This window comes from Methanobrevibacter arboriphilus (assembly GCF_019669925.1).
Classification (GTDB): domain Archaea; phylum Methanobacteriota; class Methanobacteria; order Methanobacteriales; family Methanobacteriaceae; genus Methanobinarius; species Methanobinarius arboriphilus_A.
The window spans coordinates 1843190-1868994 of record NZ_AP019779.1 but is presented as its reverse complement, the minus strand read 5'-3'; the positions used below and the strand labels follow the sequence as shown (position 1 = coordinate 1868994).

General features: G+C 25.2%; 22 protein-coding genes. 8 read left to right on the top strand and 14 right to left on the bottom strand.

All coding sequences use genetic code 11. The features are described 5' to 3' along the window. Window positions 1–163: 163 nt before the first annotated feature. From MarbSA_RS08150 to MarbSA_RS08125, 6 genes are all read right to left on the bottom strand, one after another. Window positions 164–1612, bottom strand: coding sequence for an oligosaccharide flippase family protein (locus tag MarbSA_RS08150; protein ID WP_054834792.1), 1449 nt, complete (start codon window positions 1610–1612; stop codon window positions 164–166). Between the two features lie 242 nt (window positions 1613–1854). After that, on the bottom strand, window positions 1855–3318 hold the full coding sequence (locus MarbSA_RS08145; protein WP_221061374.1) for a sialyltransferase: 1464 nt from the start codon (window positions 3316–3318) through the stop codon (window positions 1855–1857). Between the two features lie 217 nt (window positions 3319–3535). Continuing rightward, window positions 3536–4588, bottom strand: coding sequence for an N-acetylneuraminate synthase family protein (locus tag MarbSA_RS08140; RefSeq protein WP_221061373.1), 1053 nt, complete (start codon window positions 4586–4588; stop codon window positions 3536–3538). A gap of 241 nt (window positions 4589–4829) precedes the next feature. After that, window positions 4830–6641, bottom strand: coding sequence for a cytidylyltransferase domain-containing protein (locus MarbSA_RS08135; RefSeq protein ID WP_221061372.1), 1812 nt, complete (start codon window positions 6639–6641; stop codon window positions 4830–4832). A 73-nt stretch (window positions 6642–6714) separates the two neighbouring features. Beyond that, entirely contained in the window at window positions 6715–7479 is a 765-nt protein-coding gene (locus tag MarbSA_RS08130) for an ABC transporter permease (protein ID WP_221061371.1), read from the bottom strand. Next, window positions 7480–8436: an ATP-binding cassette domain-containing protein gene (locus MarbSA_RS08125; RefSeq protein ID WP_221061370.1), complete on the bottom strand. Its 957-nt coding sequence runs from the start codon at window positions 8434–8436 to the stop codon at window positions 7480–7482. It abuts the gene before it with no gap. Window positions 8437–9214: 778 nt separating this feature from the next. Between MarbSA_RS08125 and hypD the strand changes: the two genes are divergently transcribed. From hypD to MarbSA_RS08100, 5 genes are all read left to right on the top strand, one after another. Beyond that, a complete protein-coding gene (hypD, locus tag MarbSA_RS08120; RefSeq protein ID WP_042704524.1) occupies window positions 9215–10261 on the top strand; it encodes a hydrogenase formation protein HypD in 1047 nt (348 codons plus the stop codon). A gap of 257 nt (window positions 10262–10518) precedes the next feature. Beyond that, a complete protein-coding gene (locus MarbSA_RS08115; RefSeq protein ID WP_054835271.1) occupies window positions 10519–11253 on the top strand; it encodes a phosphoglycolate phosphatase in 735 nt (244 codons plus the stop codon). Between the two features lie 52 nt (window positions 11254–11305). Continuing rightward, window positions 11306–12634 carry a TldD/PmbA family protein gene (locus MarbSA_RS08110; RefSeq protein ID WP_221061369.1) on the top strand — a complete coding sequence of 443 codons (1329 nt, stop codon included), beginning with the start codon at window positions 11306–11308 and terminating at the stop codon, window positions 12632–12634. A 219-nt stretch (window positions 12635–12853) separates the two neighbouring features. After that, a complete protein-coding gene (gene pscS, locus MarbSA_RS08105; RefSeq protein ID WP_221061368.1) occupies window positions 12854–13993 on the top strand; it encodes an O-phospho-L-seryl-tRNA:Cys-tRNA synthase in 1140 nt (379 codons plus the stop codon). A 50-nt stretch (window positions 13994–14043) separates the two neighbouring features. Further along, complete coding sequence (locus MarbSA_RS08100; RefSeq protein ID WP_054835269.1) at window positions 14044–14331, top strand: hypothetical protein; 288 nt, start codon at window positions 14044–14046, stop codon at window positions 14329–14331. Window positions 14332–14669: 338 nt separating this feature from the next. Here the strand turns inward: MarbSA_RS08100 and MarbSA_RS08095 are convergent, their stop codons facing one another. Next, window positions 14670–15251 carry a hypothetical protein gene (locus tag MarbSA_RS08095; RefSeq protein ID WP_221061367.1) on the bottom strand — a complete coding sequence of 194 codons (582 nt, stop codon included), beginning with the start codon at window positions 15249–15251 and terminating at the stop codon, window positions 14670–14672. 4 nt (window positions 15252–15255) lie between these two features. Next, window positions 15256–15711 (bottom strand): zinc-ribbon domain-containing protein, encoded by a 456-nt coding sequence (locus MarbSA_RS08090; protein WP_221061366.1) that lies wholly within the window; start codon window positions 15709–15711, stop codon window positions 15256–15258. A gap of 258 nt (window positions 15712–15969) precedes the next feature. On the opposite strand from MarbSA_RS08090, the gene MarbSA_RS08085 reads away from it, so the two are divergent. Continuing rightward, complete coding sequence (locus tag MarbSA_RS08085) at window positions 15970–16200, top strand: hypothetical protein (RefSeq protein WP_054835438.1); 231 nt, start codon at window positions 15970–15972, stop codon at window positions 16198–16200. A gap of 673 nt (window positions 16201–16873) precedes the next feature. Here the strand turns inward: MarbSA_RS08085 and MarbSA_RS08080 are convergent. From MarbSA_RS08080 to MarbSA_RS08060, 5 genes are all read right to left on the bottom strand, one after another. Further along, window positions 16874–17392: a hypothetical protein gene (locus tag MarbSA_RS08080; RefSeq protein WP_054835437.1), complete on the bottom strand. Its 519-nt coding sequence runs from the start codon at window positions 17390–17392 to the stop codon at window positions 16874–16876. Window positions 17393–17757: 365 nt separating this feature from the next. Next, window positions 17758–19035 carry a hypothetical protein gene (locus tag MarbSA_RS08075; RefSeq protein WP_221061365.1) on the bottom strand — a complete coding sequence of 426 codons (1278 nt, stop codon included), beginning with the start codon at window positions 19033–19035 and terminating at the stop codon, window positions 17758–17760. A 1110-nt stretch (window positions 19036–20145) separates the two neighbouring features. Further along, complete coding sequence (locus tag MarbSA_RS08070) at window positions 20146–21270, bottom strand: AAA family ATPase (protein ID WP_054835785.1); 1125 nt, start codon at window positions 21268–21270, stop codon at window positions 20146–20148. A gap of 550 nt (window positions 21271–21820) precedes the next feature. After that, window positions 21821–22039, bottom strand: coding sequence for a histone family protein (locus tag MarbSA_RS08065; RefSeq protein ID WP_042703161.1), 219 nt, complete (start codon window positions 22037–22039; stop codon window positions 21821–21823). A 336-nt stretch (window positions 22040–22375) separates the two neighbouring features. Continuing rightward, window positions 22376–23038: a peroxiredoxin gene (locus tag MarbSA_RS08060; protein ID WP_221061364.1), complete on the bottom strand. Its 663-nt coding sequence runs from the start codon at window positions 23036–23038 to the stop codon at window positions 22376–22378. 686 nt (window positions 23039–23724) lie between these two features. On the opposite strand from MarbSA_RS08060, the gene rhuM (MarbSA_RS08055) reads away from it, so the two are divergent. Both rhuM (MarbSA_RS08055) and rhuM (MarbSA_RS10445) read left to right on the top strand, forming a co-directional pair. After that, window positions 23725–24465 carry a RhuM family protein gene (rhuM, locus tag MarbSA_RS08055; protein ID WP_269432310.1) on the top strand — a complete coding sequence of 247 codons (741 nt, stop codon included), beginning with the start codon at window positions 23725–23727 and terminating at the stop codon, window positions 24463–24465. Further along, on the top strand, window positions 24447–24803 hold the full coding sequence (gene rhuM, locus MarbSA_RS10445; protein ID WP_331456227.1) for a RhuM family protein: 357 nt from the start codon (window positions 24447–24449) through the stop codon (window positions 24801–24803). The genes rhuM (MarbSA_RS08055) and rhuM (MarbSA_RS10445) overlap by 19 nt, the downstream gene beginning before the upstream one ends. Window positions 24804–24806: 3 nt before the next feature. Here rhuM (MarbSA_RS10445) and MarbSA_RS08050 read toward each other — a convergent pair whose 3' ends face one another. Beyond that, entirely contained in the window at window positions 24807–25643 is an 837-nt protein-coding gene (locus MarbSA_RS08050) for a TIM barrel protein (RefSeq protein WP_221061363.1), read from the bottom strand. Window positions 25644–25805 lie beyond the last annotated feature (162 nt).

The window sequence follows — 25805 nt, the reverse complement described above, 5'->3', positions numbered from 1 at the left end:
ATCAAAATTAATATTAAAAATACAAACTAATTTTAAATTTAGATATGTTAATTCATGTTTATTTTTATATTGATGATAAATGTGCTTGAAACACAAATATTAATTATATATAAAAAACATAGCACTTTGTTATTTAACTTAAAAGTAAGACTTTTTTTAAAAATTAACTCTCATTAATCATCGTTTTAAAAAAATTGAGCTCTTCTTTGTTTATTCCTTTTATTAAGAATAAAACTAAGAAGTATACCAATATACCAATAATTATTGTGATTAAAACATTCCATATACCATTAGGATTAATTATAGCTACAACTATTCCCATTATAATTGAAGATATAGCTATCTTTATCATGGAAATATAGTCATAAGGAAGTTCTAAATATTTTCTACTATAAAATACAGTGATCAACAATGCAATAAGATAACATAATAAAGTTACAATAGCTGCTCCAATAATTCCAATAAATGGAACTGCAATTATATTGAACAAAAGATTTAAAAAGCCTACAAGAATCCAAATTTTACCAAGAATCTTTGTTTTTTTCTCTAAAATTAATATATTATTGGTTATTCCATACATTCCCATAAATATAGCTCCCAGGCAAACGAATGGTGTGATTAAATATCCATTGAGAGCTATTTCAGGAGTTGTGATTATTAACAATATTGGTTTTGAAAGAATTGAAAGCCCTACAGCTGCAGGAACTGTTATTATCATGAAATATTTCATGGAATATTTAAGAAAAATGTTTACTTGTTTTAAATTACCTTCTTCAAAATATTTTGGAAGTACAGCTGGAAGAAGAAGAGCGAATGGAGATAAAAACATTAGAAGTATGCTTCCAAGAGCATAGCTTGGTGAATAATAGCCTACAGCAGCTGAACCAATGAAAATCCCTATAACATATTTATCACTTGAATCAACAACCCATGATGAAACATTACTTGGAATTGTAGGAATAGCAAATTCAAGTTCTTCCTTAAGATTTTTAAATTTTGGTATAGCTAAACCAAGGTATCCTCCAATCATTAAAAGCATTATAATAAATACAGCTAAATACCCTACAAGAAGTCCAAGAACTACAGTTTCAATATTGTATCCAGATAATGCAAGATAAGAACTTATAAGAACTCCTATATAGCTTTGTAAAACTAAAAATAGTGAGTATCTTTTAATTTGCTGGAATGTTCTAAAGAAACTAATGATCATTAGATTCATACAAGCAAAGAATGAAATAATTGATACTAAATAGAGTATATTAATATTTCCACCAAATAAAGAGTCAGCTATTGGATTTTTAAATATTATAAATAATAATGAAATTATAAGGCTTGAAGCAAAAACAACAGCTAACATAGAATAAAAAGACTCTTTAATCTTTGATTTATCATTTTCAGCTGATAAAAATCTAACCATTGTATATGGAAGACCTAAATTAGCTATATTTGGAATTAAAGCAATAGTTGTATTTACTTGGGCCCATATTCCATAGTCAAATACTGAAAAGTTTTTAGTTATTATTGGAATAAAAATCAGTCCACTAATTGATATAAGTATGTTTGTTATTCCAACAAGCCCAATCCTCTGGACAAAACGTTTATATTCATTCATTAACTCACCAGTATCAATTACAACTATTAATATATTATTTAATTAGAATTTTTATATCCAATTATCCATTATAATTATTCAAATCAGATGATTATATTACAAATTATATTTAGAAATTATATTTAAAAGTTATATCTAAAAATTAAAAAATTTATCCATTAAAAAATTTATTTATCAAGGAACTATCTATTAAAAAATAATCTATTAAAGATTTATCTATTAAGTAGATATCTATTAAAAGCTTATCTATTAAAAAATTTATCCAAACTTGATTTTTTATATTTTTTAAAGAAAAAATCATTGTCATATTCAGTTATATTAAAATTATCAATAGAATTAATTATTTCATCAACATCATTAACTTTCATAACATAATTTTTATCAACTAAACTATCCATATATTCAGCACCAGGTAAATCCAATATAAATGTCTTACAATTAAATAATAATCCTTCATAAATAGCTGTTGAAAATACTCCAATTTGATACTCGCTTTTTGAGAAAAGTTCATATAATGAAATTTCACTATTGTCAATAACTTGAAAATTATCTAATTTTTGAGCTTTCATTAAGCTATCATAATTAGTTTCCCAGTTTGAATATTCTCCAGGATGTAATTTATAGATAAAGTTATATTGATCACAGCCCTCTATCTTTTCAAACTTTTGAGCTAACTCATATGCAAATTCAGATAAGTATTTTCCTATAACTCCCTGAGAAATAAAAAGTATTTGTTTACACTTTTGATTATTAATATGATATTTTATTGTTTCATCTAAGTAAGGAAATCCAATAGATATGATATTTTTTTCATTAATCGGATAATTAGCTACTTCCTTCCAATAATCTCCAAAACTTAATATTTTATCTGGAAAATATTCCAGACCTTTATCCTCTTTATTTGGATAATTATAACCTAAGTGATATTCACTAATAGTTCCATGTTGTAATTCTACTACTTCAACTCCATTATTATGAGCAGCAGCTATCATAGCTTTATTTTCATAAGCAACAACAACAAAAACATATTTTGGTTTTCTTTTTTTAAATAATTTATCATATTTGTTATATTGATATTTAAAATCTAAAATATGACTTCTAAATATATTAAAAAGATCAATTTCAATATTAAAATTAGATATAAGTTCTCTTTGAAGATTGTATATTTTATTCTTTTCACAAGTTTTAAGTTTTAAATTGGTTTTTTTCTTATGAATATAAGAACCAAAGAGGATTCTATCATTATATTTAGTGAATTTACCTTTTTTTCCATGATGATTATTTAAATAAGGGCTTTCGATTAACTCATAGCTATATCCAAAATCGTTGAGATAATCTTCTAGAAAATAACTGTATATATCTTTATAATCTCCATTATGTTTCACTTTTCGAGGATGGTCAAAGATTATAACATCTTTATCATATTTACCATTTAATGGGTTTGAAAACAAGCTATTTTTAATAAAAGGGAGAAATGAAAATATTTTATTTTTAAGCGTCACTTTTCCTTGTTGAGGTGATCCAAAAACCCCAATTTTTCTAGCTATTTCATAATAAACATAGACTCTAACTAGTTGCCATGCGTAAACCCCTTGAATCTTCATATGATTTAAATCATATTTTTTCTCTAGAGAAAATATAATATCACATACTTCTTTGATAGTTTTTTCTGGCTTTTCTAGTTTTTCTTGTGTAATTTTTGACATGACTGATTTTCCCTTATTTGAATCTATTTATTTTTAAAATTTGTTTGTTTATTTTTAATATGTAATATTAATATTATAATGATATTATAATGATATTTAATATGATATTTAATATTAATATCTGATATAAATTAAAAATATGTAAATAAATATAAAATTAGTTATTTATAAAAGATACTATTAAAAAGATTCCTTTTCATCCAACTTATTCAAATTCTTATTCTAGCATAGAATATTTCAATAAAGTATCTTCTTTAATATCTATTTTTGATTTTTTTCCTAGTATTTTATCTAATTCAATAGGAGATATCCCAGTTCCGGGGCGTTTAAATGTTAACATAGATTCATTTATAACTTCACCAGCCAATATATCCTGATTAGCTACAATAGAACGTCTAGCTTGTTTTCTAGATTCTCCTTCACATTCAAGAGGAACTTTATCATAACGACCATTTATCAATTTTATAAACTCTATATTTTCTTTAAATTTCTTTATATCGTTAGGGTCCATTGCATGATAATGATCATTTCCTTTTAAAGTTTTATCAAGAGTATAATGTTTTTCTATTATATTAGCTCCATATAAATATGCAGTTGTAAGAACAAGCATTTTATCATCAGGACGAGTATGATCAGAAAAGCCAATATCATAATCTTTAAAATTATCTTTAAGATATTTAATCATTAAAAGATTTGAATCTTCATATTCAGTTGGATAGGATAGTACACAATGCATTAAGCCAATTTTTTTATTTCCCTCATTTTCAATAGTTTTGATAGCTAATTTAACTTCTTCAATAGTAGCTGCCCCTGTTGATAATATAACAGGTTTTTGCTTTTTAGCTATGGATCTAATGAAAGGAATATTTGTAAGATCAGATGAAGATATCTTATAAACATCCATTATTTCATCAAGATATTCGATAGAATCAAAATCAAAAGGGGTTGATAAGAATAATATTCCTAGTTCATTACAATATTTTGCAAGCTCTATATATTCCTCTTTTCCAAAGCTATCAAATTTTTTGAATAATTCATATTGAGAAGTGGTTGGTTCTTCATTAGTATCCCAATAAGATGGAGAATTTTTTGAAGCTATAGTATCTGCCTTATAACTTTGAAACTTAACAGCGTCTGCTCCAGCTAATTTAGCTTCTTTAATCATTAATTTAGCTGCATCCATGTTAGAAATATCTTCTTTTTTAGCAATATCATAATAATTTACACCGACTTCAGCTATCAAAAATGGTTTTTTTTGGAATATATTCATTTAAATCTCCTTTTAATATATAAAATCCTATTATTGTTTATATTAGTTATTATTCATACTGATATTATGTTTATACGAGTTATTATTTATAATAATATTATTTATACTCTTTATTAATTAAATTAGTTATTTGATATTTCAAATAGAAATAATATTAGTATATATCAATAAGAAAAAATATCAGTATGAATAATATCCCTCTGAATAACATCAATAAGAAACAATATCTCTATTAATAATATCAGTATGAATAAGAAACAATATCAATATGTTTTTTGTACTTATTTTTAACAATATCCATTATATTTTCAAAACCATGCTTTAAATCAATATTTAGCATTCTTTTATTCATTTCTATTCTTATATTAGTGTTATTAATAAGATTTTCCATAGTATCTATTATTTTCTCTTCATTAATGTCTTTTCCAAGCCCTAAATTTATAAATCCATTTTTAGCATTAGCAAATGTGTGTGTTAATTCTCTATTATTTTGACATAAACAAATACATGGAACTCCAATACTAGCTATTTCATACATCGTTCTTCCAGCAGATGTAAAAATTAAGTCTGCTTTATACATATACTCACTAATATTTTTAACATTCTCAAATATTTCTACATTAGAATGTATATTAAATTCATTTTTTATTTCTTTTTTATCTTTATATCCAAGACCTAATATAATAGTAATAATACCATTGTATTTACTATTTAATATTGCATTTAAAGTTTTACGGGTTAAATCATTAGGATCAGTTCCACCAAAAGTTAGAAGAATTTCATTAACACTATCATGTTTTTTAATTTCTTTTTGTTTTTGAAAATAAAATTCATCTTTTAAAATATAATACTTATAACCAGAATAAACATTTTTTGAAGGAATCTGATGTTCATATAATGCATCAAAAACAATATCTGCAACCTTTGCACCATCACCTATATCTTCAAAATTGACTACAAAATAATTATTTTTCTTCAATAAAGAAATATACTCATAGCTAGTGTTTAAAATATCATTTATTACAATATCTGGATCATATTCTTTTATTTTTTCCATCAAATCATCATTATAATTTCCATCACCCTTATTATCAATAAAAATACCTGAATTAATAATATTATCAATATTAGAATTGGAATTAGAATTGAAATTATTAGAGTTACTATTATCAGATTCAGAATTAATATGATTTTTAGTAGATTTATGAGTTAGATAAGGATAGTTATAGCTTTCAATAATCTCAATTCCTAATTTTTTATCTTCGTCTAAAAGAAAAAGGACTTCATGATTAGGTAACTTTGATGCAATAGCTAATCCTCGATAAATATGCCCAGTGCCAATTTCATTAGTCGCATCAGTTTTTATAACGACTCTTTTCTTATTAATTAATCTTTCAGCTACCCACCAATCTTCATAATTGTCAATATCTATACTCTCATGAGGACTTAATTCAATTAAGTTTATATTTTCCCCCATTCTAGAATTTTCACTCAAAAATTCCCTTTTTGTTGCAAATATTCCACCAGTTTCCTTAAAAGTCTTTGGAAGGTATTGACGATTTACTCTTTCCTCATAAAGAGGATAATATTTTTTTTCTTTATCATCAAAACCCCAGTTAAGATGTCTATCATCTACTACACTAATTATAGTATCATTAGAATTATCAGAAAGTTTTTCTATTGTTTCATCAATTGTTTCAGTTTTTAATAGTGGTGAAGTTGGTTGCACAGTTATAACAAAATCAAAAATAGTTTTACAAGACTTTTCTTCAGTTTTAACAGCATCATATATAACAGGATCTAAAGGTATATCATCAAGAGCTAACTTTCCAGACCTTTTAATGGTTGATGCTCCAAATTTTTCAGCAATAAATTTAATCTCATCATCATCAGTTGTAACAATAACCTTATCTACATATTTCGATTTTAGTGATGTTTCAATTGAATAAGCTATCAAAGGTTTATTAGCTAATAACCTGATATTTTTTCGAGGAATTCCCTTAGAACCTCCTCTTGCAGGAATGATTACAATAATTTTTTTATCATTATACATCTTATTACCTATGTCCTAATTGCCATTATTAAGCTATATCATATTATTATATCTTCTTTATCATCTTTTATCATTACATTAAATTCTGTTCTTTTTTTGTGAAAACTATTGCTGATAATAATATCATCAATATAGCAAAGAATGAAATTACAATCAAGCTTAATTCAATAGGTAATACAGATTCTCCAAGTATTACTCCTCTAAGAGCATCAACTCCATAAGTTAATGGATCTAAATAAACAATAAAATTTAACCAATTTGGTAAATTTGTTACAGGGAATAATGCACCACTTAACAGGAAAATAGGCATTATAACAAAACTCATCACTAAATTAAACCCTTCCATACTATCCATAAATGATGCTATGAGTAATCCAAGCCCAGAAAATCCAATTGAAATTATAATACTAATTATAGTAGCTCCAATGAATATTAAAGGAGTCATAGGAACTCCAACTACAAATGACAATAATAAAAGTAACATAGCCTGGATTATTGCACCAGTACTTATTCCTAATGCTTTTCCTAATATTATAGATGTTCTTGAAAGTGGAGCAACCATTATTTCCTTTAAAAATCCATATTGTTTATCTATTATTATTCCAATTCCAGACATTATACAAGTAAACAATATAGTTTGAGAAATTATTCCTGGATAAATAAATGCCTCATACCCTCCAGTTGTACCTCCAAGCTTGATTGCACTACCCAGACCTACACCAAACACAAGTAACCACAATAGTGGTGTAAAAATAGCTGTAATTATTCTAGATTTATAACGAACATATCTTTTAGCTTCTCTCAACCAAATTGTATATATTCCCTCAAATTCACCCATCTAAACACCCCTTATTTTAACACTATCTCCAATCTTACGCCCAGTATACTTGATAAATACTTCTTCAAGACTTGGATGCTTAAGTTCAATGGAAGTAATCTTAATATTATTATCATTGGCTATTTTAACGATTTTTGGAATTAAATCTTCTCCTTTTTCAACCATTAATCTTATTTCATCATCTTTTTTTATTATATCTTTAACAAAAGGCTGATTCTCCATTATATCACATAATTTAGAAATTTCTGGAGAAACAAGAGTTACAGTATCTGATTTTAATTCAGCTTTAAGATTTTTTGGATTTCCAGATTTAATTATCTCTCCTTGATCTATGATAGATAGATCATCACAAAGATTATCTACTTCTTCAAGATAATGAGTAGTTAAGAGAATAGTAATATCAATACTATTTTTAAGATCCTCGATATACTTCCAAATACTTTCTCTTGTTTGAATATCAAGTCCTAATGTAGGTTCATCTAAAAATAGTAATTTAGGATGATGAACAAGACCTCTTCCTATTTCAAGCCTTCTCCTCATACCTCCAGAATAATTTTTGGTTTCTTCATCAGCTTTACTACCAAGAGCTATTAATTCAAGAACTTCATCAATTCTATCTTGTCTTACATCATTAGGAACTCCGTAAAGAGCAGCATGCATTTCAAGATGTTCCCTTCCAGTTAATATATCATCAAGAGCCCTTGTTTGAAAAACAATACCTATTGATTTTCTAACATCATTAGCTTCTTTTACAATATCATAACCATTTATTTTAGCTGTTCCACTTGTTGGAGCAAGTATAGTACATAACATTGAAATTAAAGTACTTTTACCTGCTCCATTAGGACCTAAAACCCCATAAACACTATTTCTTGGAACTTTCAAATTTATTGAATTAACAGCTCTAAAGTCACCGAAATCCTTTGTTATATTATCTGTTTCAATAATATAGCTCATTAAGACACCTTCCTAATTTTTATTCGAAATATTGTATTATTAATAATATGGTATCATTAATATTAATCCAGAATTAATATTAAATCCAAAAAGTTAACATATAATATAAATTTAATAATAAAGTTAATAATGAATTTAATAATTAAATTAACAATAGTTTAATAATAGCTTAATAATAATTTTAATAGTAAACTTAATAATATATTTACTAATAAATTTAATAATGAATATTTATTACATGTTTTATTCAATCTATTTTTGTTTTAACTATTTATTATAATTATAGTTAAATATTATTATATTCTAAGTGAAGTCAATGATTTTTTTATCAGTACAGATATTTTAATTTTTAAAAAATATTAAAAAATATTAAAAATATTGGAAATATTAGAAATATTGGAAATATTAAAAGTATTAGAAATATATAAAATTATTAAAGTATTAGAAATATTAAAAATTTTAAAAATAATATTAGAAATGTCAAAAATATATATTAAAACAATATGTTGAAGTACTTATATTATTATTTTAATTATATTTTCTGAAAAAGTAATGTTTAATAATGTAGTTCAATATACTATTAAAAAAAATAAGATTTTGCTTAATTATACAAAATAAAATTTAAATTATTATAAAAAAAGTTTAGATTAATATAAATAAATTTAAGAATGTTAAAATTTAAGAATACTATAAATAAACTTTAAATATTATAAATAAACTTTAATAATACTATAAATATCATTTTTATATCATTTTTGTAGGTGTTAGGATGAGTGGGATGAAAGATATTTCTAAAGAACTAATAAAAAGAATTGAAAAATTAAAAACTCCTATTAAAATTATGCATGTTTGCGGTTCTCATGAACACACAATAATGGAAAATGGGCTTAGAACTCTTCTTCCAAAGGAAGTTGAGGTTGTTGCAGGCCCAGGTTGTCCTGTTTGTTGTGTTCCTTCTCGTGAAATCGATGAAAGCCTTGAACTTATTGATAAAGGAGTGACTATAGCTACTTTTGGAGATATGTTAAGAGTTCCAGGATCAAAAAGATCATTAGCTGATGCCAAAGCTGAAGGAGCAGATGTGCGGATTGTTTATGGAATAAATAATGCTGTTGAACTAGCTCAAAAAATTGATAATGAAGTTGTTTTTATTGCAGCAGGATTTGAAACAACAGCTCCAACTACAGCTTCAGAAATACTAAATAAACCTCCAGAAAACTTTTCAGTGCTTTCATCCCATAGAATGATACCTCCAGCTCTTGAATTTTTAATTGAATCTGGACAAACAAACTTAGATGCATTAATAGAACCAGGACACGTTTGTACAATTATAGGTACAAAACCATTTGAAAAATTTTCTACTAAATACAATATTCCACAAGCTGTTGCTGGTTTCAATCCATTAGACATTTTGATGGCAGTTTATATGATACTTAGACAAGTAAATAAGGGAGAAGCTAAAATAGACAATGAATATAACAGAGCAGTTCGTGAAGAAGGAAATTTACTTGCTCAAAAAGTTATTGGTGAAGTATTTGACATTACAAGCCGTGAATGGAGGGGTTTCCCAAAAATTCCAAATTCTGTAATGGAAATTAAAAATGAGTTTTCAGAATATAATGCTAGGGAAAAATTTGATATTGAAGTTAAGGATGTTAAAGAAGCTCCAACAGGTTGTATTTGTGGACCAATTTTAAGAGGTGTTGCAAGACCAGAAGATTGTAAACTATTTAGAACTAAATGTAATCCTATGAATCCAATTGGTGCATGTATGGTTAGTAAAGAGGGTACTTGTAATATAGCCCATAGATATGGTACATTATAATATTAAAATTTGTAAATAATATTAAAATTGCAAATAATCTTAAAACCCATAAACCTCATTAAAATTTATAACTACAATAGAATTATTACAATTTATAATTACAATAGAATTATAATTAATTTCAAATTTTATAAGTATTTTTTTAAAATTTAAATATTTTTAAAATTTATATTTTTAAAAATTATAATTTTAAAATTTATAATTATTCATAATTAAAATTAAAATACTATGCTTATTAATAACATTGGAATGATTTAATGAATAAATCAAAAATAAAAGCTATTGCTGTGGATATTGATGGAACTATTACAGATAGTAATAGAAAAATTTGTATAAGTGCTATTGAAGCTATAAGAGCTGCTGAAAAGATTGGAATTCCTACAATAATTGTTACAGGAAATATTTTCTTTTATGCAACTGCAACTGCAACTCTAATTGGTACTACTGGAGGAATAGTAGCTGAAAATGGAGGAGTAATCTCTGAAGTAGATTCTGAAGGTATTGAAAAAATAAAAGTACTTGGAAATTTTCAAAAAACTGCAAAAGCTTTTAAATATTTAGATTCAGAAGTAAAAAAGAAATATAAAGATTATGAACTTAAAAAAGTTGATGATTCTGAAAGTAGACTCTCTGAAATCGCAATTTATAGAACTATTGATGAAGAAATTCTAAAAAATATACTTAGGGAATCTCCAGAAAAATTTAGTGTTGAAGTTTACGATACTCAATTTGCAATTCATATAACTGATATAAATGTTAATAAGGGATCTTCTTTAGAAAATGTAGCTAAAAAATCTGGTTTCAATGTCGACGAGATAATGGGTATAGGTGATAGTGAAAATGACATTGAATTTTTAAAGGTTTGTGGGCTTAAAGTAGCTGTAGCAAATGCAGATAAGATTTTAAAAGAAACAGCAGACTATGTTTGTAAAAATGAATATGGTGATGGTGTTAAAGAAGCTATTGAAAAATTCATCTTAAAAGGAAATTAATTTATATAGTTAAGTTAATATTTTAGTAATTTATGTATAAATAGGGATTTTTATGTTATTTGAAATATCAGAAAAAGCAGAAAAAGAAATATCAAAATATTCTGATGATTATGAAATTTATTTAGAATTAGAAAAAGTTTTGCAATTAGATGCTCAAAAAAATGATCTTAGTTTTGCTAAAGAAGAAATAAATATCGGAATTGGGATTAGAATAATATCTGAAAATAAATTAGGATTTGCTTATAGTTCAGATATAAATAAAATTGAAGATGTTGCTAAAAAAGCTTATTTAAATTCAAAGCTTAATGAAGCTGATGAAAATTTTTGTTTTGCTCAAAAAACAAAGTTAGATAATGTTAAAAATATTTATGATCCTAAATTTGAAAATTTAGATGTTAGTGAGGCAAGTGAATTTTTAGAATCTATCTTAGAAACTTGTGTAGAAAATAATTGTGAGCCTACATCAGGTAGCTTTGCAGCATCTCTTGAGAATAATCTAATTACTAACTCTAATGGAGTTTCAGCATTTAATAAGTTCACTGATTTTTCAGCTTTTGTATCTATCAATGCTGAAAAAAATGGTGAAAAATCCACTGCTTATGATAGTATCTCTTCCTGTAATTTTGATCTTGATGGTGAAAAATTAGCTAATGAAACATGTAAAGTTGCAAAAGATTCAATTGGAGGAGTTACTGTTGAAACCAAAGATACTAAAGTTATTTTAGATTATCGTGGGGCAGTTGGTCTTCTTAATACTTTTGTAAATGCTTTCAATGCAGATAATGTTCAAAGAGGCAGGTCTATTCTTAAAGATAAGGTTGGAAAACCTATTGTTGATACTAATATTTCCATATATGATGATGGAACTCTTGAAGGAGGATTAAACTCATCTATATCAGACGGTGAAGGAGTCAGAACAGAAAAAACCTGTTTAGTTAAAGATGGAATTTTAAAAGGTTTTATTTATGATATTTACACTGCTAAGAAGGAAAATTCTAATAAAAACACTGATGATGATATAAAAAGCACAGCTAATGGATTTAGAGGATCTTATGCAGGTACTCCTTCGGTTTCCCCTTCAAATATCATATTTGATTTTAAAGAACAAGTTGATATTTCTGAAATTGAGAATGGTTTTTTAGCTACTGATGTTTTAGGTGCTCATACAGCTAATCCTATATCTGGTGATTTTTCAGTTGAAGCCAATAATGCATTTTTGATAGAGAATGGTGAAATTTCAAAACCAGTGAAAAAAGCAATGATTTCTGGAAATATTTTCCAAGCATTATCTGATTGTAATGGAGTTAAAAGTGAGTTGAGACAGTATGGATCTTTTTTAATTCCTAAAATATTATTTAATAATTTGAGAGTGGTTGGATAGTCTAATATTATTAAATAATTTTTTTAATAGATGTTTATTTTAATATCTATTTGTTTTGATAATCTATATTAATGGATATTTATTTTAATAGCTATTTATTTAGTAATTATAATTTTGATAACTATTTATTAATAATTATCTATTTTACTAGTTATTTGTTTTAATAGCTATTTATCTTAACTGTTAATCGACTAACTGAATAGTGTTAAAGGTGAGATGATGGAATGTAATGATTATAATATTACAAGAGATTTAGAAAGAAAAAATCTTAATTTAAATCCTCTTCAAAGAGGAGGTGTTCTTCCAAGAGAAGCTAGAGAGGCATTACACGATTTTGGAGATGGTTATAGTGTTTGTGATTATTGTAGTGGAAGATTAGATGAAATAGCTAAACCTTCAATATCTGGCTTCTTAGAAGATTTGTCTAAATTTTTAAAGGTTGATGATGTTAGAACAACACATGGGGCTCGTGAAAGTAAATTCATAGTTATGCATAGTATATGTGAACCTGGTGATGTTATTGTAGTTGATGGTAATGCTCATTACACAACCCATTTAGCTGCTGAAAGAGCAGGTCTTGAAATTATTGAGGTTCCTAACTCAAGGTATCCTGAATTTAGAGTTGATATGGACGTTTATGAAGAAACTCTTAAAAATTCTATTGATGAATATGGTGAAATAAAACTAGCAGTACTTACTCATGTTGACGGAGATTATGGTAACCTAACCGATGCAAAATCTTTTGGTAATTTTTGTAATAAGTTAAATGTTCCCTCACTTTTAAACTGTGCATATTCTATGGGAAGACTTCCTATAGATGCTAATGGTTGGAACATTGATTTTGTTGTTGGTAGTGGGCATAAAAGTATGGCTGCTTCTGGACCTATAGGTGTGCTTGGAATGAAACATGAGTGGGCAGAAACATTATTAAAACGCTCCCCAAGACATACAAAAAAAGAAATTGAAATGTTAGGATGTACAAGTAGAGGTGCACCAATAGCTACTTTGATGGCATCTCTTCCTCATGTAGTAAGTCGTGTGAACAATTGGAATGAAGAAGTAGAATTATCTAGGTCATTTGTAGCTAAACTTGAAGAAATCGAAGGAATCACACAGCTTGGAATAAGACCAACAAATCATGACCTTGTGAGATTTGATACTCCTATTTTACATGAAATATCAAAAATACATCCAAGAAAAGGATTTTTTTTATATGAAGAATTAAAATCAAGGAATATAGTAGGAATAAAAAGAGGACAGACAGAATGGTTTAAATGTAGTACTTATGGAATGAGTAAAGATCAAAGAGATTATATTACAGATTCTTTTAAGGAAATTGTTGAAAAGTTCGCTAAATAATAATTATATTACTAATAATTATATTACTATTTTTTGAGAAGTGTAATAAAATGTTAACTGAAGAAGATAAATTGGAAATAGGAAAAATAGCTAGAAAAAACATCCGTTTAGGAATGTTTTTCAATGATCTAAGAATGGAATTAATGTCACTTTTAAACAATCCTGATGATGAAAAAGAGAAGTACTATAGCTGGAGTATATTAGCTCATGATTATTTTGTTGATGCTGGAAGTACAAATATGATAGAAGATCTCGTTGAAATACTTGATTCTAAATATAATAATCATGAAATTTGGAAAACTCTAGAAAAAAGCTTTATAGAGAAATATAATTTATAATCTTTTAAAGTTACTTTTTACTAATACTCAACATTTGTACTTTTTTATTCTTATATTATTCTTTATATTCCTTTATATTGTTTTTTATTATATAATTTATTATATTCTTTATAAATTTTTTATAATATTATCTATTAAAGATATATAAATATCTAAACTATTCTCAAAAGCTCCAATCTAAAATATGATACGAGAAATATTCATAACTTTGGATAAAAAATTAAAATAAAAGAAATTTTTCAGCCAATCAGAAAGTCAAATAAATATAAAAAAATAGTTACATCACATACTACTTTTTAAAATAAAATAAAAATTATTAAAAATTTTTATTTATTAATTTATTCTATATACCATGCTTGTATTTCTGGAAGAGTTATTTGATAATTAGCTTGAGAAGTGTAACTATAACTACCAAGAACTTCTCCCCATATAGTAATTGTATCACCCTCATATACATCAACAGTTCCATCATAATTAACATAAACTATATCATTATAGCTACCATCAGTAGCTAATCTGATTTCTGTTATTCCTCCAGTTTCCATAATCTGAACAACTTTACCAGTATAGGTTACATTTTTACCAATCATCGCATCAGGATTTTTATCTAATTTTTTAAATGATATAGATTCACATATATCTTTATATTCTGCTTCAGACAAAGTAGGCTTAAGAGGAACATTAGAAAATTCACCATATCCACTACTTTCTCCACTATTAAAGTATTCAGTGTTATTTGTAGATCCTAATCCTCCGAAAACGATACCAAAAACTAAAGATGCGATTACTAATACTAAGAACCATGTTATTAGTATTTTTCCCCATGAAGGCTTTTTCAATCCTCCTTCATTTTTATGGAATTTTTCACTTACTTTGGCATCTTGTTCATGGAATTGTTCTCTTAATTCTTTAATTCCCATTTAATTAAGCCCCCGGAGTGTAAAAATAGTTCCCATTATTTTCATTTATTCTTTTAGCATTTATATAAGCATCATAACAAACATACACAGCGAACAATAAAAGTAATATTGGGAAAATATAGAATAATATAATCCATATTATAAGAAATACTATTCCTTTAAGAATTTGACCATTATAAAATTGCCCTAAACAAGCTAAAAATAATGATAATATCACTGCAATAATACTACTTTTATGATATCTCCCTATCACTTCTTTATCATCATTAATAGAAGTATTATTCTCATTTTGGGGTTCGATTTTTTCTTCTTGAATGTTTTCTGTTTCGTTATTTATATTTTCATTGCTTTTTATTTCTTTTGATTTAGATATTTGAGTTCCACATTCTTTACAGAATTTAGAATTTTTATCTAAAGGGTTTCCACAATTAGAACAAAATTTGGGGTTTTCTTCGCCCATTCTAAATCACCTCATTTCTTTTTTAAACTTTTCATTAGTTATTAATGATAGTTCTATTCATTTGGTTTGTTAATCATCAATATATAATTCTTTATAAATAAAAACCATAATCAAACACAATATTTATTTTTCATCTAATAATTTTGGTGTTTTAGCATTCTTTTTTATTTACTTTCGATTTACAAATATATTAAAAATATATTTGTACTATAAAATACATATATATTAGTAACTTATGAATCAACTTGAGGTATAAAAATGTTTTTAAAAAGAATTGAAGTAGTTAATAAAAACGATGTAAGGCATTTTATTGTTGGAACCCCTATGGAAACAGTTGTTACTGATGTTAAACTAAAACCAGACCCTAGTAAAATTATTAAAACCATTGAATTAAGTGAAGAATTACTTAAAATTGAGTATGGAGACAATGAAGTTACATGGATCCCTATAAATAAAGCTACTGAATTACACTTTAAAAAAGAAGATTAATACTATAAAATATTTTTATAAATATTTTATTAAATTCAAAGCTAGTGAAACAATATAAAATGTGTAAAAGAATGTTTAAATAATTTTGAAAGAATTGTTAAAATAATTATTAGAATAATTGTTAAAAGAATTATAAAAAATGAGAAAACCAATATTAAAATGGTGATTTTTAAGAAGGGAAACTATTAAAGGTTTGTTTTTAATTTATCCCTTCTTTGGTCATTTTATTATAAAAAAGAGGTTGTCCGGTTGAATTGGGATTCATGATAAATCGCAAAAACTTTTGAGTGTTCATTATAATAAATGACCAAATATAATTTATAATAGATACTATATAAAATTTGTTAAAGTTGAGAAAATTAATAAAAAAAATAGTAAACAAAAATAAATTACAGAAATAAATTATTATTAATTAAATTTAATCATGCTAAATTTTATAAAGAATACGTCTAATTTTCTAGTTTTAGTTATACATATTAATTGATTTATTATATTTTTATTATAATTATTCCTATTTTTTTAAATTATTCATACTATTTTTTCTATTTTAGTTAATATTTAATCTTAATATTATATTTTAAAGTCATAAATATATTAAAAATAATTAAATTATGATCTTATTGAATATGAAAAAGCCATACAAAATATAATAAGAAAGAAATTAAAAAATTAATCAAATGAAAACTACACTATTAGCCATCTTAACAGCTAATTCATCACTTGTAGGAACAGTTAAAAAAATAGCTTTATTCCCTTCATCATTAACAATAATAACCTCTCTAGTATTATAAGGACCAGTATAAGCTTTTGAATTTCCAGAAAGTCCATCTAATTTAATCTCAGTGAAATTATTAGTCTCAACATACTCTTGTATCATAAAATCAATATTTTCCTTAGTCAAATATTCACTATATACTAAGATATATATTCCAACATCAGACTCATAACTCCTTGGAACACTAGAATTTGTAGAATCATTAGACATCCTAAAGGTAATATTTTCTGGAACAGAAATTTTAACATCACCAAAAGTCTCATTCTTCATAACACCATTAGCAAGAGAATCAAAATCATAATCAATACTAACTAAAGAGTTAAGTGAAGAATTAAACAAATAAAATAAACCTCCAAAAACTCCTGCAACAACAACAATCAAAAATATTATTAAAATAGCTATATGCTTATTTTTCATAAAAAGACACTCCCATAGATTATATAATACTAAATTACACTCTATAATTATATAAACATGATGATTTATAATTAAAATTTAACAAAATGATAACCAGTACAATATAAAAATTTTAGAAAAAAATAAAGGTAAGCTCTAATACAATCTACATCACAGAATGATATTTGATATATTAAATACTATAAAAATAAATACTATTCAAATAAAAAAATTTATTTAATATATTAAATAAAAAAGTTCCCTACAACAACAAATTAATTGATAAAGGATTAAAAATAGTAAAAGAATAAATAAGGATATAAAAAATAAATTATCCTTTAAATTATCCTTTAAATTATTCTTTAAATTATCATTTTAAAAAATTATTATTTTTTTCTAGCAATACATCCAATGCTTGCGAGTAGAACTAATAGTATGGCTATTATTGGGACTCCAGTTTGTTTCATTGAAGCGGTTGCTGATTCACTATTATATCCATTAAATCTTTCCCATACTGGTTTTCTCCCCTCCATTTTAGTTAAATCATTAGTATTTGTTGGTATCATATTATTATTGTTATCGATTGGATTGTAAATAGGGTTAATAGGATCTTCAGGATCAATAGGATCTTCAGGATCAGTAGGTTCTTCAGAATCAGGTTTTACATAATTAACTGCATAATTAAAAGATTCTTCACCAATAATTAAAGTTATATTATTTTCACCTTCAAAAAGATCCACATTAATTAAACTGTCATGAAATTCACCAATAAGAATATTATTAATATAAACTAAAACATTCATTGGCAATTTCTCAAAACCAGTTGAATCCTCAGTTCCATTTAAAACAAATTTAACTTTAAAAGACTGAACACCATTTTGATTATCTAAACCATCTTCAAAAACAACAGTATAATAATTACTTGCACTAGCCCCATTGATTTTAAAGTTAGGATTATTATTAGATCCCCACCAATTAAAATCCAAAACAGCATTACCAGTGTTTCCTATTGTGTAATTAAGTTCATCTTTATTGTTTTCAAAATAAGAATAAGAAACATTCAAATCACCCATATGATTAAAAATAGCACCACCATAACTTGCTGTGTTATTAATAAAACTAGAGCCTGTAATATTAACAGTTCCCCCATAATTATCAATAGCACCACCACCATTATTAGCAGTATTATTTATAAAGGTAGAATTAACAACATTAAGATTAGCAAAAACATTATGAATAGCACCACCAGCATCACCAACAGTATTATTTATGAATATACAGTTGATGATAGTAAGATTGGCTCCATTATAGTTTCTAATAGTATCATCTCCATATTCATTGTAACAATTTTTTATTATTAGGTTAATTAAAGTTAAATTACCTTTATTATTAATAAATTGTGAATTACCTCCTAGGTCAATAGTGGATTTTTTATTGGGATTTTTACTTTGTATAATAACATTTTTACCATTATTTATATCTATAACACCATGACCATTATATGTTTTGTTCTCTAAATTAACAGTAACATTATCCTGGTCATTAACTGCATTTTTAATTTCATCATAATCTTTGGCATCAACTTCTGTTGCGGTTGCTGAGTTTATCATGAATAGACTTATTACTCCAATTATTCCTATTATCAAGATATTTTTAATTTCCATTATTTTTCACCCCCTTTTTTTTATTTATTATAATAAAAAATTTTAAAGTATTATTATAATAATACTTAGATAAATATAGTGTATGATTTATTATATAAATATAATAGTTTTAATCATCCTTATAATAGTGAACAATTAAATGAAGAAATTTAAACTGTTATAATCTACAAAGAACCCTAAAGATGATTATTATCATGTTTTATAATATACTAACAAAAAAAATATTAAAAAATTTATAGAAAATTAAAATTAAATTTATTGATAATTTCACAAATATACCTAATTAAGTTAGGGAGAATAATAACATATAAAATGGCTCCTCTTTTTATTAATAGGGAGATTTATAAAAATATAGATAGTGAGAGTGTTTTATATATTTATATAATAATTCAGGGGGGTGAATTATGAAAAAATTATTAAGATAAAAAAGTATTACACAAGTAATATTCTCTCATCATCCATTTTCTATATAATCTCTTTCCTAATAAAAAATAATTAATGATACTATTAATTGTTTAATTGTATATCAATTAATATTACTATTAATTATGCTTAAATTAATTAATTATTTAAATTTATCCATTTGATACTGTTATATTAGTCCCTAATTTTATAAATAATCCATTTTAATTATTGTTTCCTATTTCAATAGCTCTTATTTTGAATAAATAAGAAATCCTGGAAAATTAAAATATCAATATAAGACTAAATTTTATGTTTTCATTTAGTAATCATTCGCTATTTTAATTAATTCCAAAAATCCAATCATAAAAGAAAATAATGAAGATTTTCAAAATGAATGGAATGCAATATTATTTTAAAAGAAAAATATATGATAATTTTTAAAATAACATGATTGAAAGTAATCATATATATTTTTCTTTTTTACAATACCGAATGTTCTTTATGTAATTTATAGTATATAAATTTAACTATGAATAAAGAATATGAAAATAGAATATCTAAATGAAATATTAAGATAGAATATGTAAATAAGAATTATTAAGAATATAATAAATAAAAATTAGAAATAGAATAATAAAAACTATTAAAAATAGAAATTAAAGGTAATAAAGAATTAAAAAAGTAAAATTTATTTAATATGTATAATTATACAAACATATTCTTACTATTATCATTTTTAGATTTATAGCTATTTAATCCTTCTTCAAAGTGTTTTAATTCTATTTTTTCTTTATCATCATATAAAGCTCTATGAAGTGCAGATTTTAATAATTTTTCTTTTATATCTCTTCCAGACATACCTTTAGACATTTGAGCAAGTTTTTTAGTTGAAACTTCAACTTCAAAAGGCATAGTTTCAATGAAATTTTCAATCATGATAATTCTTTCTTCAAATGAAGGCATTACAAATTCAAATTCATCCTCAAATCGACTTCTTATAGCATAATCAAGTTGTTCAGGGTTATTAGTTGCAGCTATAGTAACAACTCCCTCATGATTACTGATTCCATCCATTTCAGTTAAAAGAGCATTTACAATTTCAGACACATCTCCTCTTATTGATTGGAATTTTCTATGTAAAGCAATCGCATCAATTTCATCGATGAAAATTACAGAAGGAGAAGTTTTGTTAGCCATTTCAAAAAGATCATGTATTTGACGTGCACCATCACCAACATGATCACCAATCAATGAAGTTGCTTTAACTAAATATAATGGAACATTAAGCTCATTAGCTAATGACTTAGCTAACATAGTTTTACCAGTACCTGGAACACCATAAAATAAGATATTCTTAGGAGCCCATTCTCCAAAATTTTCAGGATTTTCTAAATATTTCATTACTATTTTACACTTACTTTTTGCTTTTTCCTGACCTATAACATCTTCAAGTGTTAAATTAGTAGAAATAGCTTTAATATCTTTAGAAATATTTTCTTCTGTTTTTAATATAATAGAAGTGTTTTCTCCAATTATTGAATTATCAGGAGACACTTCCAAAACTTTAAACCCATAATCAGGAAGTATCTTTTGATCAAATAGATAAGAGCCTTTATTAACATCACAACCCATCCATTGTTCTTTAGAATAATGTTCAAATAATTTTTCATCTGAAATTTCTAAACTATGAACATCCATAAGAGGAAAATTAAAAGGATAACCAACACTCTGAATTATAACCTTTTTAGCTTCTCTTTTAGATTCTGATTTATTAGTGTTTGATTTGTTATATATTACTTGGGACTCATGTTTTTTATTGTCAGATTTCAAGTATTCACCTATTAAATAATATAATTAGTAGATTATATAATTAAATTAATATTATTGAATAATATTATTAAATTAATATTATATATTAATTTATAATTAAATTTATTATTTTATATTTTCAAATAATAATATATATTGATATTACAACTATAAGAACTTAATCATTATCATTATTTTTAAATATTTTAAATATTTTTAACATTTCAATATATTGTTTAATATATTTTGATATATTAAATAATATATTTTGATATATTTTATTATTTTATATATTTTAATATATGATTAATATCTTTGATATTTAATTTAATATTTGATGAAGTTTATTTAAAATATTTATAATTTAAGATAAGTAAAATAGTTATATTTTAAAATAAGTATATATGAAAAAAATTTATTTAAATAATCAAAAAAAATCATTTGAATCTAAATAAGAAGTAGTATATAATATAAAATTTATTTAATGATATCTTGTAATAATAATTAAAAAAATAAAAAATGAAAGAAAGGTTAAATAATAATCTACTTAACTTTTCTTAAGCTATAAAACTTAACACTTGCAAGAGCTAACAGCTAATTTTACATCTTCAGCTTTAACAGTCTTACGACCAGCATGTTTTGCATAGGAAACAGCTTTTTGAGCAACAGAAGTTGCACATTCTTCTAAAGCTTCAGCTAATGCTTCTTTTGCATCTTCACTAATTCTGTCTGCGCCTGCATTTTTTACTATTCTTGCAACTGGTGCAATTGGTAATTCAGTTTTTTTCATATTAATCAAATCTCCACATTTATATATTTAATTTTCATAATAGACTTAAGCCTATTATAGTCTAATATTCTCTAATTCATAATATATAAATATATCGCTGAAATAATGAAAAAACAAGCAAAAATTTGAATTGTTTTTTGTTTTAATTAGAAAAATTAATCTAAAAAATAAGTGTAAATAATTTCATGCCATATTTCTGAAATTAATAGAATATAAAAAATTTATCAAGTTTATTAAAAATATTATTTTTATTGAATAAAATAATATTGAAAATGATTAAATACAAAAAATAATAAGAAAATAATATAAAAATAAAAAAATAAATAAAATTATTATTTACAACTTTTTATGACAGAACCACCAATCATAGCCACTAATTTCACCAGATTCCCTTTGTTTATTTCTTTCTTTTATTGCATCCATGGTTGGTATTGGTGGAATAATAACTTCATCAGAAACGATTTCATTTTCAGGCCAATTAGCAGGCATGGCTACTTTATTTTTATCACCAGTCTGTAAACCTTCAACGATTCTAAGAATCTCTTCTATATTCCTTCCCATTTCTTGAGGATAATGTAATATAGTTCTGATTTTGCCATTATTATCTACAATAAAAACTGATCTGACAGTTGTAGTTCCTTTTCCAGGATGAATTATTCCTAAAGAACTAGCTACAGCACCAGTGTCTGCAATTATTGGAAATTCTATCCCAACATCAAGGTTTTCTTTTATCCATTCAATCCATTTTATATGTGAAAATACTTGATCAACACTAAGACCAATCAATTCACAGTTAAGCTTTTTAAACTTTTCATAATTTTTTTGAAAAGATACAAACTCTGTAGTACAGACTGGTGTAAAGTCTGATGGATGGCTAAACAAAATAAACCATTTATCTTTAAATGCATCAGGAAGTTTCATCATTCCTTGAGTTGTTTGTACATTCAATTCTGGAAAATCATCCCCTAAAAGAGGAAGAGATTTTTCTTCTGTATTCATTTTTTATCACCTTTTTATAAAAATTTTTATAATAAAATTTTTATCATTACTAATAACTTAGAATATACTAATATATAAATTTTAGGCCAAACTAAATATTAAATATTATAAAAAAATCTCATTCAATACAATAAAACAGATATATGAAAAATAAACACCCATATCATCTTTAATAGTTCTAAAAAACTTTTTAAACAGAACAGCTATCTATTACAATAAAAATCAAGATTTAAAATGAAATGCCGATGTGAAAAGAATCTTATATTAATATTTTTTTGAATAATTATAATACTCTTCAATAGCTCTAAGAAAAATCTAATGTAACTTATAATACTAATATATTTTCAAGAATCTAAAAAAATATATAATTCAATTAATACCATCATTTAATGCATAACCATTTAATCAATGTCTTGCAAAAAGAGGGAGGATATTGCAGGAGATGCTTTTGAAAACTTATAAAAAGAAGTAGGTAGGAAAGTAATAACTAAAACTAATGTTAAAAACCCAAAATTGCTAGATGATAAACTATGAGCCTAATAACAACTATTATCTTAAATACTTTTTTCTTAGTATTTTCGAATTTCATATAAAATAGATTATTAATGCCCAATAAGAGCATCGCTTCAGGTAGGTTTAAAGATTAAAATAAATAATATTAAAATATATATTAATAAAGTGATTAAATGAAGGATAAACAATTTCAATTAACAGAAACATTACTTTACAAAGGAGTGGGTGGTGCAGTTACTGGTGAATTTTTAATAGATGTTGCCAACGAAACACTATGGGCAAGTCGAAAAGTTGTTGCAGACATTTTTGGAACTTCAAGACAAAATATTTCAAAGCATTTTATAAATGTCTTTCAAGAAGGAGAATTGAATGAAAAAGAAGTAAGTATAAATGCTAAAGAACTATTTAAAGACCAATCTGAGTTTAGCAACGAATCCTTGCTAAACTCTAAAAAAGGAGGTAGGCCTGAAAAATGGTATAATTTAGATGCAATAATCTCTGTAGGATATCGTGTTAACTCTAAACAAGCCACACAGTTTAGAATATGGGCTACTAAGGTTTTAAGAGAATATATGATAAAAGGCTTTGTTCTTGATGATGAACTCTTGAAAAATGGAACAAGGTTCGGTAAAGATTACTTTGATGAGTTACTCGAAAGAATAAGGGAAATAAGAGTATCTGAAAGAAGGGCTTATCAAAAAATAACTGATTTGTATGCAATCAGCTATGATTACAATGATAATCCACAAATCACAAGAGACTTCTTTGCTAAAGTTCAAAATAAGGTACTATATGCTGTAACTGGTAAAACAGCTCCTGAAATAATTGTTGAAAGAGCAAATTCAAATGAAATAAATATGGGATTAACAACATGGGAGGGTTCACCAAAAACTAAATTCATGCATCTGATATAGTAATTTCTAAAAACTATCTTTATGAAGATGAGTTAAAAATTGCTGATAGATTAGTTGATGGTTTCTTAACAACCGCAGAAATGAGAATAGAAACTCATAGAAAAAGAGAAAAACCTATACTATTAAAAGATTGGTCAGAATTATTGGATGATTACATAAATCTCAATGACTTTAAAATATTAAAAAATAAAGGAAACATTAGCAAAAAAGAAGCTTATAAAATAGCTAAAAAAGAATACAAAAAATACAGACCAATACAGGATAAAATATATCAATCAGACTATGACAAAAGAATCGAAGAAGTCAAAAAAGCTATGAAAAAAAATAAGGAGCTATAAAGATCATATAAGCAAACTTTCATAAAGTTCTTTCATTTTTAAAGCATCTTTATCAAGCAAAGGGGTTTCACAAATTACCGTAGCTTTCCAATCATTCTCTATGAAAGATTCAAGAAGCCATTTCAATTCAGGGCCATATTCTACCTCATCAAAAGTATGATGTCTTCTTTCACCAGCCTTTGTATATTCAATTTTAGTAAAATGACAATGCAATCTATCAATTTCGAGATTATCCTCTAATTTTGATAAAATACAATTATAATCATCTTTTTTCTGAATATATCCTCTTCCTCTAGCATGAATATGTGCAAAATCAATCGTTGGTTTAACACAATCAAAACTTGAACAAAGCTCGATTATCTCATCAATATTTCCAAGTTGAGATCTTTTACCAGTAGTTTCAGGTGCAAAGGTATAATCATAAATACCTTCATCATCAAGTTTAGAAATTACCCTATTTAATGCACTTTTTGCAATATCTAATGCATCAGAAGGATTATTTTTTAAGTAATAACCAGGATGAAATACAATCCTATAAGCTCCCATCCAATCAGCTACTTGAGCAGTTTTCATTAAAGTTTCAATAGACATATCAAGCTTTTTTTCATCAACAGCAGATAAATTAATATAATATGGAGCATGAATAGATACTAAAATATCCTCTTTAATTGATTCTTCTTTTAATATATTAGCAGATCTTTGACCAATTCTAAGTCCACGGCCTGCTTGATATTCATAAGCCCTCAAGCCTTCCTTAGCTATGTAGCTACAAGCTTTATAAGCAGCTCCCTTATAATCAATAGGCCTTCCAGCAGGACCAAAAATAACATTAGGTTTCATATTTATCACATTAAATAAAATAACATTAGGAACAAACTAAAAATGAACTTTGAAATAATTTTTAAAAGATTCTTAAATAGCTATTAAAAAATAATTATTAAATAATAAAAAATCATAAATGAAAAATAAAAACTTAAAATATAGAATTTAAAATAGAAGATT

What these genes read in the sequence shown, in the direction of transcription:
- MarbSA_RS08150 (WP_054834792.1), bottom strand. Translation starts at nt 1,612, where the DNA reads ATGAATGAATATAAACGTTTTGTCCAGAGGATTGGGCTTGTTGGAATA.
- MarbSA_RS08145 (WP_221061374.1), bottom strand. Translation starts at nt 3,318, where the DNA reads ATGTCAAAAATTACACAAGAAAAACTAGAAAAGCCAGAAAAAACTATC.
- MarbSA_RS08140 (WP_221061373.1), bottom strand. Translation starts at nt 4,588, where the DNA reads ATGAATATATTCCAAAAAAAACCATTTTTGATAGCTGAAGTCGGTGTA.
- MarbSA_RS08135 (WP_221061372.1), bottom strand. Translation starts at nt 6,641, where the DNA reads ATGTATAATGATAAAAAAATTATTGTAATCATTCCTGCAAGAGGAGGT.
- MarbSA_RS08130 (WP_221061371.1), bottom strand. Translation starts at nt 7,479, where the DNA reads ATGGGTGAATTTGAGGGAATATATACAATTTGGTTGAGAGAAGCTAAA.
- MarbSA_RS08125 (WP_221061370.1), bottom strand. Translation starts at nt 8,436, where the DNA reads ATGAGCTATATTATTGAAACAGATAATATAACAAAGGATTTCGGTGAC.
- hypD (WP_042704524.1), top strand. Translation starts at nt 9,215, where the DNA reads ATGAAAGATATTTCTAAAGAACTAATAAAAAGAATTGAAAAATTAAAA.
- MarbSA_RS08115 (WP_054835271.1), top strand. Translation starts at nt 10,519, where the DNA reads ATGAATAAATCAAAAATAAAAGCTATTGCTGTGGATATTGATGGAACT.
- MarbSA_RS08110 (WP_221061369.1), top strand. Translation starts at nt 11,306, where the DNA reads ATGTTATTTGAAATATCAGAAAAAGCAGAAAAAGAAATATCAAAATAT.
- pscS (WP_221061368.1), top strand. Translation starts at nt 12,854, where the DNA reads ATGGAATGTAATGATTATAATATTACAAGAGATTTAGAAAGAAAAAAT.
- MarbSA_RS08100 (WP_054835269.1), top strand. Translation starts at nt 14,044, where the DNA reads ATGTTAACTGAAGAAGATAAATTGGAAATAGGAAAAATAGCTAGAAAA.
- MarbSA_RS08095 (WP_221061367.1), bottom strand. Translation starts at nt 15,251, where the DNA reads ATGGGAATTAAAGAATTAAGAGAACAATTCCATGAACAAGATGCCAAA.
- MarbSA_RS08090 (WP_221061366.1), bottom strand. Translation starts at nt 15,711, where the DNA reads ATGGGCGAAGAAAACCCCAAATTTTGTTCTAATTGTGGAAACCCTTTA.
- MarbSA_RS08085 (WP_054835438.1), top strand. Translation starts at nt 15,970, where the DNA reads ATGTTTTTAAAAAGAATTGAAGTAGTTAATAAAAACGATGTAAGGCAT.
- MarbSA_RS08080 (WP_054835437.1), bottom strand. Translation starts at nt 17,392, where the DNA reads ATGAAAAATAAGCATATAGCTATTTTAATAATATTTTTGATTGTTGTT.
- MarbSA_RS08075 (WP_221061365.1), bottom strand. Translation starts at nt 19,035, where the DNA reads ATGGAAATTAAAAATATCTTGATAATAGGAATAATTGGAGTAATAAGT.
- MarbSA_RS08065 (WP_042703161.1), bottom strand. Translation starts at nt 22,039, where the DNA reads ATGAAAAAAACTGAATTACCAATTGCACCAGTTGCAAGAATAGTAAAA.
- MarbSA_RS08060 (WP_221061364.1), bottom strand. Translation starts at nt 23,038, where the DNA reads ATGAATACAGAAGAAAAATCTCTTCCTCTTTTAGGGGATGATTTTCCA.
- rhuM (WP_269432310.1), top strand. Translation starts at nt 23,725, where the DNA reads ATGAAGGATAAACAATTTCAATTAACAGAAACATTACTTTACAAAGGA.
- MarbSA_RS08050 (WP_221061363.1), bottom strand. Translation starts at nt 25,643, where the DNA reads ATGAAACCTAATGTTATTTTTGGTCCTGCTGGAAGGCCTATTGATTAT.